Consider the following 16,077-nt stretch of genomic DNA (forward strand, 5'->3'; position numbering starts at 1 on the left):
CGCCGAAAGCAAAGTACGACTAGGTCAGCCACAACTACAACAGTCACCCCGGCCACCGAGCCGGGGTCCAGAACAGAACCACAACCCGTCACAGCTGGATACCAAGTACAAACGAAAAAACCCGCCACAATGGGCGGGTTCCTTCAAATTCTATAAGGGGCTGGATTATTCCAAACCGATCTTTGCTTTCAGCAGGTCGGAAACAGCCTGAGGGTTTGCTTTGCCCTTGGATGCTTTCATCACCTGACCAACGAACCAGCCGAGCATGCCCGGCTTTTCTTTCGCCTGCTCTGCTTTGTCCGGGTTAGCTGCAAGAATTTCATCAACCGCTGCTTCAATCGCGCCAAGGTCGGTAACCTGCTTCATGCCGCGTTCTTCAACGATAACAGCTGGGTCGCCGCCTTCGGTCCAAACGATTTCAAAGAGGTCTTTCGCGATCTTGCCAGAGATGGTGCCGTTCTTGATGAGATCGACGATTGCGCCAAGCTGGTCCGCAGAAACAGGAGTATTTGCCAGAGCAATACCTTCCTTGTTCAGACGGCCAAACAGCTCGTTGATAACCCAGTTAGCAGAAAGCTTCGCATCGCGGCCCTTGGCAACTTTTTCAAAGAAGTTTGCAAAGCGCAGCTCGGAAGTCAGGATTTCAGCGTCATAAGTGGTGACGCCGTAATCGTTGATGAAGCGTGCTTTCTTCTCATCTGGAAGTTCTGGCAGGTTTGCAGCCAGTTCGTCCACGAATTCCTGAGTGAACTCAAGCGGCAGAAGGTCTGGATCCGGGAAGTAGCGATAGTCGTGTGCTTCTTCTTTGGAACGCATGGAGCGGGTTTCGCCCTTGTTTGCGTCAAACAGGCGGGTTTCCTGAACAATCTCACCGCCGTCTTCCAGAATGCCGACCTGACGACGTGCTTCGTATTCAATCGCCTGACCAACGAAACGGATGGAGTTCACGTTCTTGATCTCGCAGCGGGTGCCGAATTCGCCGCCCGGACGGCGAACAGAAACGTTCACGTCAGCGCGCATGGAACCCTGATCCATGTTACCGTCACAAGTGCCGAGGTAACGCAAAATGGTGCGCAGCTTGGTGAGGTAGGCTTTCGCTTCGTCCGCGCAACGGATGTCCGGCTTGGAAACGATTTCCATAAGCGCAACGCCAGAGCGGTTCAGGTCTACGAAAGACATGGTTGGGTGCTGGTCGTGCAGGGACTTACCAGCGTCCTGCTCAAGGTGAAGACGCTCAACGCCCACTTCAACCTTTTCACCGTCTTTCATTTCGAGAAGGATGATACCTTCACCAACGATTGGCTGCTTGAACTGGGAAATCTGGTAGCCCTGCGGCAGATCCGGATAGAAGTAGTTCTTGCGGTCGAAAACGGATTTCAGGTTGATTTCGGCTTTGAGGCCAAGGCCGGTACGGATCGCCTGACGGACACATTCCTCGTTGATAACTGGCAGCATGCCCGGCATAGCCGCATCAACAAGGCTCACGTTTGCATTGGGATCATTACCGAAAGAAGTCGAGGCGCCGGAGAACAGCTTGGCTTCAGAAGTCACCTGAGCGTGAACTTCCATACCAATCACGATTTCCCATTCGCCTGTGGCACCCATGATAAATTTCTTAGGATCGGGTGTGCGCGTATCGACGATCGTCATGCAATCAACATCCTGTGTGTGTGGTTGGTGCGCCTTCGCTCACTTTCCAAACAAGTACGGGAGTGGCCGGAAAGCGCTACGCAAAATCTCAATCTCGTTGGGTAGTCCGTAAGTCGCGGCGAAGCAAGACATTGCACTGCTGTTTTTTGTCTCAAGCCCCAATTTGCTGCGTGTACTACGGCGTTATCCAAAGGCATGAGGCGCCGTTTAGCGCATAGAGCGCCTTCTTGCAAATTTCATCGCGATAAACGCCACAATTCCGGCGCCGATAAAACGGAACGGGAAGAGCGCCAGAACACCGACCTGATGCGGGAAGAGCTTAGGCAAACCGATAAGACCGAGCCCCGCTTCAAACAGCAAGCTCAAGGTGGCAGCAGCAAAGGCAGCAATAAAGATTTTTGCGCCCTGATCAGCACGCCAGCCCATCCACACGCCAATGGCCAACGCAAACGGATTGAGCAGACCGGCCAACCCTACAAGAACAACCCAGTTATCAACCATGTAACCCCACTCCATCTACGAAAAAGTACTCTAGGAATTGCCTAGAAAGGGAATCGCGAAATGGCAAGTGCTATCTTCTGCTAGTTCCCGCAGGGGCATTGACGTGCGTGGGTGTGACACAAATGCACTAGGCAAAGGGTGAACCCTTATGCTAAACGCCGCCCATTACCGGAAACCGGAGTTTTTATGTTCTCTAAACGAGAGTCCCGATAGAAGCCCTGCGCACCCAATAGCAGGGCACAGCACAGACCAAGACGTCACCCGTACACCCTCGCGCGAAGACCGCAGCGAGCATCGGGTTTGTGCAATCTATTTTCCGGAAGAATTCAACATTGGATATCTCAAAAGCTGAACAGCGCATTCTTCATGTGCTGGCGCAGGGTGGCCGTATTGAAGCCATCAAAGACGACAACGCAAAAATCTGCGAACTGAACTGCGTCACCAGAGACGGTTGGTACTATGGTGGTTTGAACGACGAGCTATTTAGAAAACTAAAGCGTCGCCGCTTCATCTCATCCAAAAGCAGCGGACCATACCGCATCACCAAACTGGGATTGACCCGCGTTCGCTCGCAGCTCGATAACCGCTAAACCCGAAAAAGCCCGTAGCGCTACGCTGCGGGCTTTTCTTGTTCTAAATGGCTGAGTTTTGGAAAGCTTAAACGCTTGGCGGCACATAGCGCACCGGCTGCATCATACCCACGGCCAAATGCCAGATGTTATGGCAGTGGTAGGCCCACATACCGGGATTATCGGCATAAAACGCAATCTCTACGGTGGAGCGCGGCGCTACCCAAATGGAATCTTTGATCGGCGCACTTTCTTCATCATCAGCTAGACCCATCACTTTGAACGTATGCCCGTGCAGATGCATGGGGTGGTACATAGGTGAGCGGTTGATCATGCGAAGGCGTACCAACTCGCCTTCAGAAACATCAAGGTAGGTTTTCGTTGCACCGGGAAGAGCAAAAGGCTCGGGCCAGTAATGCTCGTTCATCATCCACTCGTAGGCCTTCATATTGCCGGAGAGGATGACATCGTGGTTACGAGGCGCTCCTTGAATGAATGGGCGTTTTTCAAAGGCTCTGAGGTCACGATAGGAAACAGAGTTTCCGCTGAATTTAACTGGAGCATCGCTAACCTCCGGCTTCACATCCTCGCTATGAATAACGCCCAGCGCCTGCCGGTTATCGCCAAGAACCGCTGCATGAAAACCAAAGCTCCCACTCTCAGGAATTTCGATAAGAACGTCATAGCGCTCAGAGGTTCCAATCATAAGATCGTCTGCTTCAATAGGCTCCACGCGGTTTCCGTCGGATTCAATAACCGTCATGGGAATACCGTCGATCTTGATGCGGAAGAAACTAGAACCTGACCCGTTGATGATGCGCAGCCGAATGCGTTCCCCCTTCTTGGCTTTTAAAGTCCAAGGGGCGTCATTGCTTTTGCCATTGATGGTGTAGCCGTCGTAGTGAACATCAATATCAAACCGGCCCTGCCCTTTTGCCAGGTATGGGTCAGGGGCATCCGCCCGCATTTCCTTGGTACGAAGCTCTTTAATAACCTCTGCCCCGTCTTGGGCAATGATATCGTTGAGCATCACCACCTCTTCCCTGTCGTAGGAATAAGGGTTCTCTTTAGCGTCGATAATAAGAGAGCCAAGCAGGCCGTACTGCTCCTGCACACCAAAGTGGGAGTGATAATAATAGGTGCCCTGCTGAACCAGCGGAAACTCGTAGTATTGGGAGGTATTTGGCTCGATAGGCAGCTGCGCGATCTCCGGCACACCGTCAAGCAGTGAGGGTAACAGCAAGCCGTGCCAATGGATGCAGGTGGGTTCTGCCAAACGGTTATTCACCAGAACGCGGAACGTATCCCCCTCTGTGAACCGAAGGGGCGTACCGGGGAAAGTATTGCCTGAAAGCGGCCCCTTAAAGCTCACCCCTGCCGCGTTTATGGTACCTTCTGCCACATCAAGCACAAAGGTTGGCTTGGGTACGGCCTGCCCCTCTGGCTTGGGCTGGCTCGTTTGCGCGGCTAATGCTGCTTTCCCACTGGCAGCGGTGAGTAGCGCCCCACCTGCAACACCGGCCTTAATCAGAGATCGTCTAGAAAACTGCACCTTTTCGTCCTCGTAACTTCACCTGAAACACTTGTTTTCAGACAATCACAAAGAACAAAAATCCCGCTTAAGCAGGAAGGGACAATCTTAAGCTATTCATCAAGACTTGCCGTGCAGCATATCCTTCACCAGCCTTCCCAGATAAAGCGAGGAAGTAAGGCCGGGAGATTCAATTCCCATCATAGCAACTAGGCCCTTGAGCCCGCTTTCCTCTTCACCCCAGATCAGAAAATCAGCATTGGGCGCGCCCTGCGGCACTAGCTTTGGCCGAATACCGGAGTAACCCGCCTGCAGGGCTCCATCTTCAAGGCCCGGCCAGTACGTGCGGATCGCTGCATAGAACTTGTCACCACGCGAAGAAGCAACGCTGTAATCGATGGTATCCACCCACTCTACATCCGGCCCGAAGCGAGCGCCGCCCCCAAGGTCCAGCGTGAGGTGAACGCCAAGGCCGCCCTGTTCCGGCACCGGATAGATAAGGTGTTTGAACGGTGCTCTGCCGCCCAGCGAGAAGTAGTTACCCTTTGCCAGATAAAGCGGAGGTACCGGCCGCTTTAGCGCGTCCTGCATAGTCGCAAGTAGCCCGTTGCTATGAAGCCCGCCCGCAAGTACCAGCTTAGCGCAAGTAATAGAGTATCCATCCACCGTATGAACGCGAAAGCCGCCTGCATCCAGCGCCTCTAGCCGTTCCACGCTTGTCGTTAGCACCACCTGCCCGCCGCAGGCAGAAAGCCCGCCATCCAACGCTGCCATATAATTATGGCTATCAATGATACCGGTTGAAGGGGAATACAGAGCAGCAACTGCATTCAGCTCTGGCTCCATGGCGGCAAGCGCCGCTCCTTCAATAAACCGCAGATCTTCAACACCATTCGCCCGCGCTTTTGCATCGATATCGCTGAGCGTCGCCACTTGATCGGCAGATGTTGCAACAATCAGCTTGCCGATCCGCTTGTGGGGCACCCCGTTTTCCTTACAAAACGCATAGAGGAGTTCTTTACCCTCTACGCATGAGCGTGCCTTCAAGCTGTCTTTGTCATAGTAGATGCCCGCGTGAATGACCTCGCTATTGCGAGAACTGGTCTCACTACCAACCAGATCGTGCTGCTCCAGCACCATAACTTCATCGCCCGCCTTCGCCAGTTCATAGGCGCAAGCAAGGCCAACTGCTCCGGCCCCGATTACTAATGTTTCTACATCACTCATAGGAAGTTACTCCTCGAGAAAACTGAGGTTCTTTGAAATAAATTGCTGTTTTTGTAGAATCTAACGGAGTCATTTTACTAGAATTGTACTTAATTCGTAAGCTTGAGGCAGGTTTCACACCATACGCTGGGGCGGGCTACTAATAATAGCATAAAAATAAAGGCGTTTGGTATTCCAACTAAAGATGTTGTCCCAACCTCTAGCATTCTCGAACACGAAATACAGTTTCGACATGCTTTAATCTGATACTGAGTAAAAAATGCTAAAAGCTAAAATGAACTCAAGTGCGATGACCAAAATTCTTCTGGTTGCCACGTTGGTAATAACTTCTGTTTTTGGAATTTACGCTGCTTTCAATGACAGCATTCAGAAATCTTCAAGAGAAACAGAGTTAAAATCTTTTGTTGAAAAAACAAAAGAGAATGCTACCTACGCGATTTCAAACTGGTTCATCTCAAGATTGCAGCTTGCGAATTTGGCTGTCAATCAAATCCAGATTTCTGATACAAACCTAACAAACGTGCTCTCGAGCCCGCAGCTCGAAGAAGTATTTTACAGCAATTACATAGGTGAAACGAATGGGCGCTTCACAACGTGGCCCCCAGAAGAATTACCGGACGACTATGACCATAGAACAAGGCCTTGGTATTCAGCGGGGCTTAATACAACAACGGCTGCCCTGACCGATCCGTATATCGACACAACAACAAAAAAAGTCATCATGACTGTTGTTGCGCCGATAAAAAGTAAAGTTGCAACGACAGGTGTTTACGGGGCTGACTTCTACATCAATGAGCTCGAGAGCGCGCTTAATGAAGTGAGTAGCGACAACCTCGGATACCTTTTCATTGTGGATGCAGATGGAAAAATTCTAACGCATCCTAATTCTGATCTGATTAACCAGCCAATGAGCAGCCTGTTTACCGAAATTGTTCCCACTTTGTCCGGCGAACTGCAGGAAGTTCCATCGCAAACCAGCGACAAGATTGTCTCCTTCAGAGAAATTAAGGAGCTCCCCCTGCTTAAGCCATGGTATCTCGGCATGGTAATAGACAAAGAAGTAGCCTTTTCTTCTTTGACGAGTACCCGCTGGCTTGCTGGGCTAGCAACACTAATGGCCGCTTTGGTTATGGTCGGCGTTCTAAGTTATCTTATTCATCGGCAACTTACACAGCCGCTAGCCCAAGTCACTCAAACGTTGACTCGGTTGGCGCAGGGAGAGCTGGATGTAGACATCCGGCATTTAAATCGAAAAGATGAAATAGGTAAAATAGCGAACACCCTATCAGTATTTCAGAGGAACACTCTAGAGCGCAGGGAGCTCGAGCAAAAAAAACGAGAAACAGAGGCAAATGAAAAACTGAGACAGCAAAGAATTCAGGATCTCATTTCGCAGTTTAACGAAGACATCTCTTCCTCTCTATCAAAAGTTTCTGAAAGTACCGAGCACCTCAACCAAGCTGCGGTAAACCTGAAAACGATTGCCGGACAAACAGAGATGAACTCCAACAGCGCATCGCTCGCATCCGATCAGGCAACGCAAAACGTGCAGACCGTTGCATCAGCCGCAGAAGAACTCAGCGCTTCTATCGCCGAGATCAATCGTCAGGTTCTGCAAAGCAGCTCTGTAGTGGCAAAGGCTCGTGAAAGCGCGGAAACCTCCAACGCCAAGGTTGCCAGCCTTGATCTGGCAGCTCAAAAGATTGGCGAGGTCGTTACGCTTATTCAAGCCATTGCCGAGCAGACAAACCTGCTAGCGCTGAACGCGACCATAGAAGCTGCGCGCGCAGGTGATGCAGGCCGCGGCTTTGCTGTTGTTGCAGCAGAGGTAAAGGAACTGGCGAACCAGACTTCCAGCGCGACCGAGGAAATTTCCTCCCACATTTCGGCAATTCAATCTTCAACCAGCGAAACCGTCGCTGTGATTGAGGAGATTGCCAAGATCATGGAGGAAGTGGACGGCTACACAGTGGCCATCACAAGTTCCGTTGCCCAGCAAGACGCAGCGACGAACGAGATTTCCTCCAACGTTCAGCAGGCAGCGCAAGGCACACAAATCTCCGCCGATAGCATGTCTCAGGTTGCCGATGGCACCTCGCAGACCTCTCAAACGGCTGAGGATGTGCTGAACTCTTCCAGCCAGACAGCGCAAAGTACCGCAGACCTGCGCCAGAAGATTGAAAAGTTCCTGCACGACGTTGCAGCAGCCTGATACTCCTGCGCCTTCAGTACGAATTGAACGAAAAGCCCCGCTCCACTGCGGGGCTTTTCTGTATTGGTGGAGGCGAGATCGAACAACTCCAACCACCCCGAAGCCCCGCCCCTAAATACCCCTGATTTTTGCCAGTTATTCTTCAAGGTCACTCTGCCCTTAGAATGAACCGATGAATTGCATGGCCTTAATTCCGCTGGGGCACAGAACGCGGCATTGAGCTCATCATCTGATGGAGGGGTATTATGCCGAAGAACATTGTCGTGTTTTGTGATGGAACCGGACAGGAAGGCGGCGTTGATCATGACACCAACGTCTACACTCTCTTCAAGATGGTCGAGAACCGAACCGACAAGCAAATCGCCTTCTATGATCGCGGTCTGGGTACATCCGGCAATGGCAACTTCATAAGCCGTGGGCTTGGCGCTGCTACAGGATACGGCATTAGCCAGAACATCAAAGAATGCTACCAGTTCATCTTTGAAAACTATCAGGCTGGCGACAAAATCTATCTCTTCGGGTTTAGCCGCGGCGCAGCGACCGTGCGCAGCCTTTCCGGCTTCCTGCATATGTTCGGCATTTTGCCAAAGTCGCGCCCCGAGCTGATTGAGACGGCCTACGAAATTTACAAGATCGGCAATGCAAAGCAGAGAGAAGCAGAGGCACAGAGCTTCCGCAAACAACATCACAACATGTGGTGCGCAGTGGAGTTTTTGGGTGTTTGGGACACCGTTGCAGCTCTAGGCGTTCCGCGCCAGTGGCTGAGCGCTGCCCTTAACGCGCTGCCGTTCTTCAAACACAAGTTTCACGATCTCACGCTTAGCCCCTCCGTTCGCAATGCCTATCATGCGCTTTCCATCGATGATGAGCGAAAGGTCTTCCACCCAACACTCTGGCAGGAATGGGACCCGATCAATCAGAGCATGGAGCAAGTCTGGTTTGCCGGGGTGCACACTGATATCGGCGGCGGCTACAAAGACCAAGGGCTCGCCCATATCTGTCTGGAGTGGATGATCTCCAAGGCAAAGGGATGCGGACTACGGTTCTACAAGCAAAGCACCATCAAACTCTCCCCTAACCCACAGGGCAAACTGCATGACTCCCGTGCCACCAAATGGGCAAAGGTCCTATACCCCAAGAAGGTGCGCGCCCTGCCAGATTGGTACGACGAGCCGCAAATCCACGAAAGTGTGTTTGATAGAGCGGAAGCAGACCCAACCTACAGACCGTGGATACTTAAAGGCCGCTCGCGAGAGAAAGAACAAGAGCTGCTGCTGTAGGATAAATTGTAGTTAAATTTCTAACTTTCATGCGTAGCAAAGCTAATTTGCAAAACCAAAGAGTGTAATTCTAATTAGATTCCACTTAATCGGGAATCGCGCATGAAAAACATACTTCCCATTGCCATCACCGCATTCATTTTAACTGGCTGCGCAGGCAGCGTCCCTGTTGCCGTGATTGGGCAAGATGGACGCATATTCAAGGGCATCAACACAGCAGTAATGCAAGATGGCAGAATAGAATTTACTGACGGTCGAACCAGTTGCACTGCCAGCTATAACTCAATGAGTATTGCCACCTCTGACACCGTTCCCGTGAAGTGTAGCGATGGACGATTTGGCCAACTAGTAGCCACCAGAGATACAGCTGATTCAGGTAAGGGAACCATCCGTTTGAACGATGGATACACCGCAACTTACTATTTTGGCCCCGTAGCAAACAACTTCTAAACAACGAGAAAAACATGAATAAAACTGGCCTACTTTTAGCTTCAACAGCTATGCTTTTACTAGGCGGCTGCGTGGTACCTGAGCGTCATGAAACCACACTCGAAATAGACGGCAAGCAAGTCCACTATATGTTTGACGGTGTATTCGCTGAATTTCTGACTTTGCAAATGTTTGAAGGACAGCCTGTCGATGACGCTGACAAGGATGTTATTGATACGCGTGAAATGGTTCTAAGTGATCTTAAAGCGGTCGATGGATTGGTTGATGTGAAACAACTCGACGGCGGCAGATATGCAGCAACCATCGACCTGATCGAGGAACTACCTCAAAAGGACAAAGTGCTCGCATTTCCGTCGTTCACCAAAGATCTCCGCATAAAGCCTGAGAACACAGACGGGACCTATAAGGTATTCACTCCTTCAATAAACAAAAAGGATTTGGAAGCGGTATTTGAAGCGGGGTTCAAACCTGATGGAAAGCTGACTATCAGTACGGATCATGAAGTTACCGAAACCAACGCCGATGCAGTGCAGAAAGATTCGGTCACGAACTACATTTGGACATTCAAAACAAAGAAGGACTTTACCGACGGTGTTAGCCTAATCTTCAAAGTGCGATAACGCCGCCAACAAGTTGGGTACAGTTTTTCAAAGCCCGAGCAAGAGGCTATTCGCGCACGGCCTCTTGCCTATACAATTTAGGGGCATACCTGCCCTTTTGCCCCATAAAAAACTGCAAAAATCCGGTAATAGCCATGTCTTATTTACGTTTTGACATGACCAAAAACTAAGAAAAACAAAGGATTATGACGTGCGCCTATTTGTGACTGCCCTAGCAGCAACACTCATTACAACCAGCGCAATGGCCAGCGAAACCAAAGAAGAGCTGGCACGCGAATTGATCGAGATTACCGACCTCAGCCAAGTTACTCTTGAAGCCTCCGTAGACAGCTTTGTGAACGGCGTCGTGGACCAGTTCAAGCTGATGAACAAGCCGCTCACCTCAGAGCAGCAGGAGACACTGGAAAAAGCCTCCTTCGCCGCTGTAGAGCCGCAAATGAAGAACTTCGTTGCAGGGGTAGAAAAGCTCTACACCGAAACCTACACGGTTGAAGAACTGAAGGCTTCCATCGCCTACCACAAAACACCAGAGGGCCTCAGCGCATACCACAAGACCGTACGCATGGCCCCGCAGATGATGCAGCTTTCTATGAAAACGCTTGCCGGACCATTGCAAAAGGTAGGTCAGGAAGAAATTTCCAAGATCGTCATGGAACAGGTCGAAGCTCAAAACGCCAAGTAACAACAACTTGCAGCTAATAAACAAAAAGCCCCGCTGGCGTCACAGCCAGCGGGGCTTTATTTACGATGGCACCGTGTCTTAGCTAAAGACCTCGGTGTCAGGGAACCAGTGAGACCAAACCATCCAGAAAACCCCGTTGTGCAATGGCACCTTCTTCAGCTTGCCTTGCACGGTGTTACCAAACACATCCACACTTTCAACCTCCACAGGCTCACCGTTCATGCGCCGGTCGAATACCGTCACAACATCATGCTCTTTGTCATAGAACAGAAGTAGAGGCGTGCCGGCAAACTCGAACTCATAAAGCGGGTTCTCCTGCGCAAAGCTCTTGGCAATTGCCAGATGCTCGCCGTTAAGATCAAGGCCCCAGACCTGTTCCTTAAACGGTAGGCGAGTGTCTTCCATGTCCAACGTCGGGAAGATCGGCCCACGCGCGTCATCAAACTGCTTTTCCATCGGCCCTTGGAAAAGCGCCTGCAACGCCACATCCATTGGACGATTGAACTCGTACTTGAACACCTTCCCTTCAGGATAGAGGATCTTGAAGGTTTCCCAGCTCATCATGTCATTGGGATAGGTCGTCACCTTTTTGTCCGAGAACTCCGCCTCCCCTGTGATCTGTTGGATCAACTCTCCTGTATTGTTGTCTTTCATCAAAAGGTTGTTGTGGGTCTGGATCAAAATGCCCAAGTCAGCCTTTTCTCCGTCGATGCTTTGGTCAATGACAACGGGAAGATTGGAAAGCGCACAGAACGTCATGGTTACGTCCTTACCGCCGATTGTATCGCCCGCAATATGCGGAATCTCCAGATGCGAACGCGGATAGCCCCTCACGTCTCCGTTAATCTCCACCGCATAAACCACATCATCAGGCTTGAGGAATTTATCCGCCTCTTCAACGCTCACATAGTTGGCTGTCGTCTGGGAGGACGGAAAGAGCGTGGGCAGCATGAAGTTGGCCGCGATGATGCAAATGAAAACGCCAAGTGATGCCAGTACCATGAGGTAGCGCTTCATGAACCCGTAACGTCGGTTAAGCACCCACATTAACAAGAGCAGAACAATGTTAATGATAATGAGAGCCCAACGGTGCTGGTAATAAATAATCAGCCAGTCCCGCGGCAGGTTAAGCGACTGCCCCGGCTCCGTCATCAACACCGCAAAGAAGATGGCCATAAAGGCCGTTACCAACCCCAGAATGAGAAAGAAGAAGGTCATCAAGCCGCTAGGCTTCTGCGTGCTCTCAGGCATTGTCCCGCCCTGTTCTTTTTATCGTTGAGCCAAACCTACAACGAAACAGGGAAAATTACGTAAACACAAAAGCCCCGCTGGCGTCACAGCCAGCGGGGCTTTTTAATTCAACGAGCGTCAAGCCGTTTGAGGCTTATTTGCTCCACCAGTCAGCAGCGTTGAAGCGGCCAGCAGCCTGTTCAATCACTTCACCAACCTGGAACAGAGTACCTTCATCGAATGGCTTGCCGAGCAACTGGAGGCCAAGCGGCAGACCATCTTTGTTAAGACCTGCAGGGATGGAGATACCAGGGATACCTGCCATGTTTGCGGTCACGGTGAAGATGTCGTTCAGGTACATGGTCACTGGGTCAGTGATCTCGCCCGGTGCGAACGCAGCATCTGGAGTGGTTGGAGTGAGGATTGCATCCACGCCGTTTTCCCAAGCCAGATCGAAGTCGCGCTTGATGAGGGTACGAACCTTCTGTGCCTTCAGGTAGTACGCATCGTAGTAGCCGGCGGACAGAACGTAGGTGCCGATCATCACGCGGCGCTTAACTTCGTCACCAAAGCCAGCTGCGCGGGTGTTTTCGTACATCTCTACAATGTCGTTACCAGGAACGCGCAGGCCGTAGCGAACGCCGTCGTAACGAGCAAGGTTGGAAGACGCTTCAGCAGGTGCAACGATGTAGTATGCAGGCAGAGCGTACTTGGTGTGCGGCAGAGAAATCTCAACGATTTCAGCGCCAGCATCTTTCAGCCAGTCAATACCCTGCTGCCACAGCTGATCGATAACCGCTGGCATACCGTCAACGCGGTATTCTTTTGGGATACCGATCTTCATGCCCTTGATGGACTTGCCAACAAAGCTTTCGTAGTCCGGCACAGGTGCATCAACGGAAGTGGTGTCTTTCGCGTCAACGGAAGCCATGGACTGCAGCAGGATCGCGTTATCGCGAACAGTGCGGCCAATCGGGCCTGCCTGATCAAGAGAAGATGCGAATGCCACCATACCCCAGCGAGAGCAACGGCCGTAGGTTGGCTTGATACCAACAGTACCGGTGAGCGCAGCAGGCTGACGGATGGAACCGCCGGTGTCGGATGCAGTAGCAGCAGCACACATTTTACCAGCAACAGCAGCAGCAGAACCACCGGAAGAACCACCAGGAACCAGAGCGGTGTCAGAACCGTTACGGCGCCATGGGTTCACTACGTTGCCGTAGAAAGAGGTCTCGTTGGAAGAGCCCATCGCGAACTCGTCCATGTTCAGCTTGCCGAGCATTACGGCACCATCGTCAAACAGGTTCTGTGTAACGGTGGATTCGTACTCTGGCTTGAAGCCGTCGAGGATGTGGGAGCAAGCCTGGGTGTGAACACCCTTGGTTGCGTAAAGGTCTTTAATGCCGAGAGGAATACCTTCCAGCGGGCGCGCTTCGCCTGCTGCAATTTTCTCGTCGGAAACTTTAGCCTGCGCACGCGCGATATCACTGGTTACAGTGATGTAAGCGTTCAGGGCTTCGTTACCGGATTCAATTGCAGAAAGGTAGCTTTCCGTCAGTTCGGTAGCAGTAAATTCGCGGGCTGCAAGTTTGTCACGCGCCTCTGCGATTGTCAGATCAGTGAGCTTGGTCACGGCTGAAATCCTTGATGTTTAAAGGGAACGAAAACGGGAAAGGCTTATTCAACAACCTTAGGAACCATGAAGAAGTTGTCTTCAGTCGCAGGTGCGTTGGAGACGATCTTCTCTGCATAGCCACCATCGGTCTGGCCATCGACGCGCTTCTTCATGGTCTGCTCGACAACGGAAGTCAGAGGCTCAACGCCGTCAATGTTCACTTCATCAAGCTGCTCAACAAAGCCGAGAATAGCGTTCAGTTCGCCGGTCATTTTTTCGGCCTGCTCATCGCTCACTTTAATGCGGGCGAGATGGGCAACACGCTTAACTGTGTTCAAGTCCACAGACATGCAACTACTCCAGTTCAGGGCCAAGGGAACCCCCAGCCAATTCGTATGTAGACCCGCTATACCCGCCAAAACGAACAGGGGCAACGCATAACGCTGCCCCTGCCCCCACTATTTACTCGTTTTCGGAACTTATAAGTACCGTTTGTTTAAGCGGCAACTTGCTGCCTTTTGGCCATCCCAACAGAGATAACCGCAAGCGTGGTAACAAGAAACGCAGGCAGAGACAGCAGCACGAGAACCTCCCAACCGAGGAAATCAAGCGCGGCACCGGAAACCAACGACGCAACAGCAGAAACCAGTGCCACAATGGTATCATTGAGACCTTGGAAGGTTGGCCGCTCCTCAGGAGTGAGGTTGTTGTTCAGGTAGGTGGACGCGCCGATATAGGCAAAGTTCCAGCCAAGACCGAGCAGGATCAAACCGCCATAGAAGTGCACCAGTTCAATACCTGAAAACAGCGTGACACACGAAAGAGCCAGCAACACCATCCCGAAGGAGATGATTGCAGGTCCGCCAAACCGGTTGATCAAGAAGCCGGTAAAGAAGCTCGGCCCGAACATGGCAATTACGTGCCAGCCGATAACGTCACTGCTCTGCCCAAGGTCAAAACCACAAAAGCCCATGGCCATCGGCGTTGGCACCATAATGAGGACCATAGCGGCGAAAGCGATAGAGCCAGCAAGAATGGATACAGCCACCTGCGGACGCTTCAAGGTTGCCATCACAGAAGGTTTAGGAGCACTGACATCCTTTTTCGCCAACCGGGGCTTTGGCAAGTTTACAAACAGCAGCGGTAGAGCGCCGATCAAACCAACAACCATTGTAGCGGCATAAACGCCAGCAAAAGGAATAGGATCAAAACTGCCTTGCGTGGCTTTCACCACCTGGGGCGCAACCAGCGCTGCCACCAGCCCCATAGACATGGAGAACGAGAGCGCGCTGGATTTCCATTTGTCCGTCGCAGCATCGGCAGCAGCAAAGCGATAAAGGCTCACACTTGCCTGCGCAAAGCCGAACAACAGGTGAGCAAAGCACAACAGCCAAAAGCTGCCGACAAACAAGGCCGTTGTAGCAAGAGCACCGCCTAGTATCGTTCCCAAAGCACCGACCAAAAACCCCGGACGGCGACCAAACTTACCCATGAAGATGGAAAGCGGCGTTGCAGCAAGCAGCACGCCAACCATCTGCGAGGTAAGGGTCAAAGTTGCCATGGAAGGGGAAGACGCAAGATACCCTCCTGCGAGCCCACCCGCTGCCATAAGCATTGGCATTTGGATACCAAGCACACCTTGGGCCCCAAGTAACAAAGGCAGATTTCGCCGCATTAACCGCGACTGAGCCATAGCTTCGCCGGTCTGGGTCATGCTAAGCCTTTCTATAAATTTGGAATATGCCGTCTGAGGCAAAGAATTTAAGTATTTTGACGCATATTTAACGCACGCTCTTTCCAGAGGGTCAAGGGCTCCAGTTACTGTATGCTGCGAAGGAATTATTGATTAAAGATCGAGTATGGCGGCGAACCTCCCCTCCTCTTCTGCTCAGCAAGGCAGACCGCGCAAGAAAGAGCTGGATGCAAAAATCCTGAAGGCGATGCTGCACGCGTTGGCGGCAAACGGCTATGAGGCAGCCAATCTGCAAGAGATCGCCCGCGCTACAGGAACGTCAAAACAGGCGCTTTATCGCCGCTGGCAGGATAAGCACCATTTGGCGGTCGAGGCGGTTCGTCGAGGTTTTCTGGAAATTCCGCCCGTCTACCCCGGCGATGCCCCACTGGCAGAGGCAGTGATAGAAACGCTCGCCCTGCTGCGCGATGCGTTATCTGACGGCCCGCTTGGACCAGCCTTTCATGCGCTTTACGCTTCGCCTGCTCTCGCTGAAGACGCCAGAGCAATTGAGGGAGAACAGCGCACACGATTGCGCCAGCTTTTCGTCGTTGCTAATGCCACTGCTGATATGGAAACAAAGATCGATCAGCTTCTCGGCCCGATCTACTTCACCTGCCTGATGCGCCAGCAACCTATGAGCTTAGAGGCTCTCAACCGCCTTGTACGGCAAACCCTGTAACGGCTTAGGCTAAACAGGAGGGTAACGCCTGCTCCCGAACCTGTGATGTGACTTTATTCGTTTTTTGACGGTGCCTGCGCAAGACTGCTTCTCGAA

At 51.7% G+C, this 16,077-nt stretch carries 15 protein-coding genes; 7 read left to right on the forward strand and 8 right to left on the reverse strand.

What is annotated here, in order from left to right:
- Positions 1 to 165: 165 nt before the first annotated feature.
- A complete protein-coding gene (gene gatB, locus E1162_RS03720) occupies positions 166 to 1,650 on the reverse strand; it encodes an Asp-tRNA(Asn)/Glu-tRNA(Gln) amidotransferase subunit GatB (protein ID WP_155127004.1) in 1,485 nt (494 codons plus the stop codon).
- A gap of 207 nt (positions 1,651 to 1,857) precedes the next feature.
- On the reverse strand, positions 1,858 to 2,151 hold the full coding sequence (locus E1162_RS03725) for a phosphatidylglycerophosphatase (RefSeq protein WP_155127007.1): 294 nt from the start codon (positions 2,149 to 2,151) through the stop codon (positions 1,858 to 1,860).
- A gap of 332 nt (positions 2,152 to 2,483) precedes the next feature.
- On the opposite strand from E1162_RS03725, the gene E1162_RS03730 reads away from it, so the two are divergent.
- Entirely contained in the window at positions 2,484 to 2,741 is a 258-nt protein-coding gene (locus E1162_RS03730) for a YjhX family toxin (protein ID WP_155127011.1), read from the forward strand.
- A gap of 67 nt (positions 2,742 to 2,808) precedes the next feature.
- Here E1162_RS03730 and E1162_RS03735 read toward each other — a convergent pair whose 3' ends face one another.
- Both E1162_RS03735 and E1162_RS03740 read right to left on the reverse strand, forming a co-directional pair.
- Positions 2,809 to 4,272 (reverse strand): multicopper oxidase family protein, encoded by a 1,464-nt coding sequence (locus tag E1162_RS03735; protein ID WP_371311801.1) that lies wholly within the window; start codon positions 4,270 to 4,272, stop codon positions 2,809 to 2,811.
- Between the two features lie 99 nt (positions 4,273 to 4,371).
- Positions 4,372 to 5,478, reverse strand: coding sequence for an NAD(P)/FAD-dependent oxidoreductase (locus tag E1162_RS03740; protein WP_155127014.1), 1,107 nt, complete (start codon positions 5,476 to 5,478; stop codon positions 4,372 to 4,374).
- 259 nt (positions 5,479 to 5,737) lie between these two features.
- Here E1162_RS03740 and E1162_RS03745 point away from each other — a divergent pair, with 259 nt between their 5' ends.
- The 5 genes from E1162_RS03745 (at position 5,738) to E1162_RS03765 (ending at position 10,722) form a co-directional block, all read left to right on the forward strand.
- Entirely contained in the window at positions 5,738 to 7,690 is a 1,953-nt protein-coding gene (locus E1162_RS03745) for a methyl-accepting chemotaxis protein (RefSeq protein ID WP_155127017.1), read from the forward strand.
- Between the two features lie 245 nt (positions 7,691 to 7,935).
- On the forward strand, positions 7,936 to 8,970 hold the full coding sequence (locus E1162_RS03750) for a T6SS phospholipase effector Tle1-like catalytic domain-containing protein (RefSeq protein WP_155127019.1): 1,035 nt from the start codon (positions 7,936 to 7,938) through the stop codon (positions 8,968 to 8,970).
- Positions 8,971 to 9,072: 102 nt separating this feature from the next.
- Positions 9,073 to 9,420: a hypothetical protein gene (locus tag E1162_RS03755; RefSeq protein ID WP_155127021.1), complete on the forward strand. Its 348-nt coding sequence runs from the start codon at positions 9,073 to 9,075 to the stop codon at positions 9,418 to 9,420.
- Between the two features lie 14 nt (positions 9,421 to 9,434).
- A complete protein-coding gene (locus E1162_RS03760) occupies positions 9,435 to 10,040 on the forward strand; it encodes a hypothetical protein (protein WP_155127023.1) in 606 nt (201 codons plus the stop codon).
- A gap of 190 nt (positions 10,041 to 10,230) precedes the next feature.
- The gene (locus E1162_RS03765; RefSeq protein WP_155127026.1) at positions 10,231 to 10,722 is read left to right on the forward strand and encodes a DUF2059 domain-containing protein; all 492 of its coding nucleotides are present in this window, start codon (positions 10,231 to 10,233) and stop codon (positions 10,720 to 10,722) included.
- 78 nt (positions 10,723 to 10,800) lie between these two features.
- Here the strand turns inward: E1162_RS03765 and E1162_RS03770 are convergent, their stop codons facing one another.
- From E1162_RS03770 to E1162_RS03785, 4 genes are all read right to left on the reverse strand, one after another.
- A complete protein-coding gene (locus E1162_RS03770) occupies positions 10,801 to 11,973 on the reverse strand; it encodes a DUF3179 domain-containing (seleno)protein (RefSeq protein ID WP_155127029.1) in 1,173 nt (390 codons plus the stop codon).
- Between the two features lie 133 nt (positions 11,974 to 12,106).
- Entirely contained in the window at positions 12,107 to 13,585 is a 1,479-nt protein-coding gene (gene gatA / locus E1162_RS03775) for an Asp-tRNA(Asn)/Glu-tRNA(Gln) amidotransferase subunit GatA (protein WP_371311802.1), read from the reverse strand.
- Between the two features lie 44 nt (positions 13,586 to 13,629).
- Complete coding sequence (gene gatC, locus E1162_RS03780; protein WP_155127032.1) at positions 13,630 to 13,917, reverse strand: Asp-tRNA(Asn)/Glu-tRNA(Gln) amidotransferase subunit GatC; 288 nt, start codon at positions 13,915 to 13,917, stop codon at positions 13,630 to 13,632.
- A gap of 146 nt (positions 13,918 to 14,063) precedes the next feature.
- Positions 14,064 to 15,281, reverse strand: coding sequence for an MFS transporter (locus E1162_RS03785; RefSeq protein WP_155127035.1), 1,218 nt, complete (start codon positions 15,279 to 15,281; stop codon positions 14,064 to 14,066).
- A gap of 145 nt (positions 15,282 to 15,426) precedes the next feature.
- Between E1162_RS03785 and E1162_RS03790 the strand changes: the two genes are divergently transcribed.
- A complete protein-coding gene (locus E1162_RS03790) occupies positions 15,427 to 15,981 on the forward strand; it encodes a TetR/AcrR family transcriptional regulator (protein WP_155127038.1) in 555 nt (184 codons plus the stop codon).
- Positions 15,982 to 16,077 lie beyond the last annotated feature (96 nt).

The organism is Pseudovibrio flavus (assembly GCF_009711345.1).
Lineage (GTDB): Bacteria > Pseudomonadota > Alphaproteobacteria > Rhizobiales > Stappiaceae > Pseudovibrio > Pseudovibrio flavus.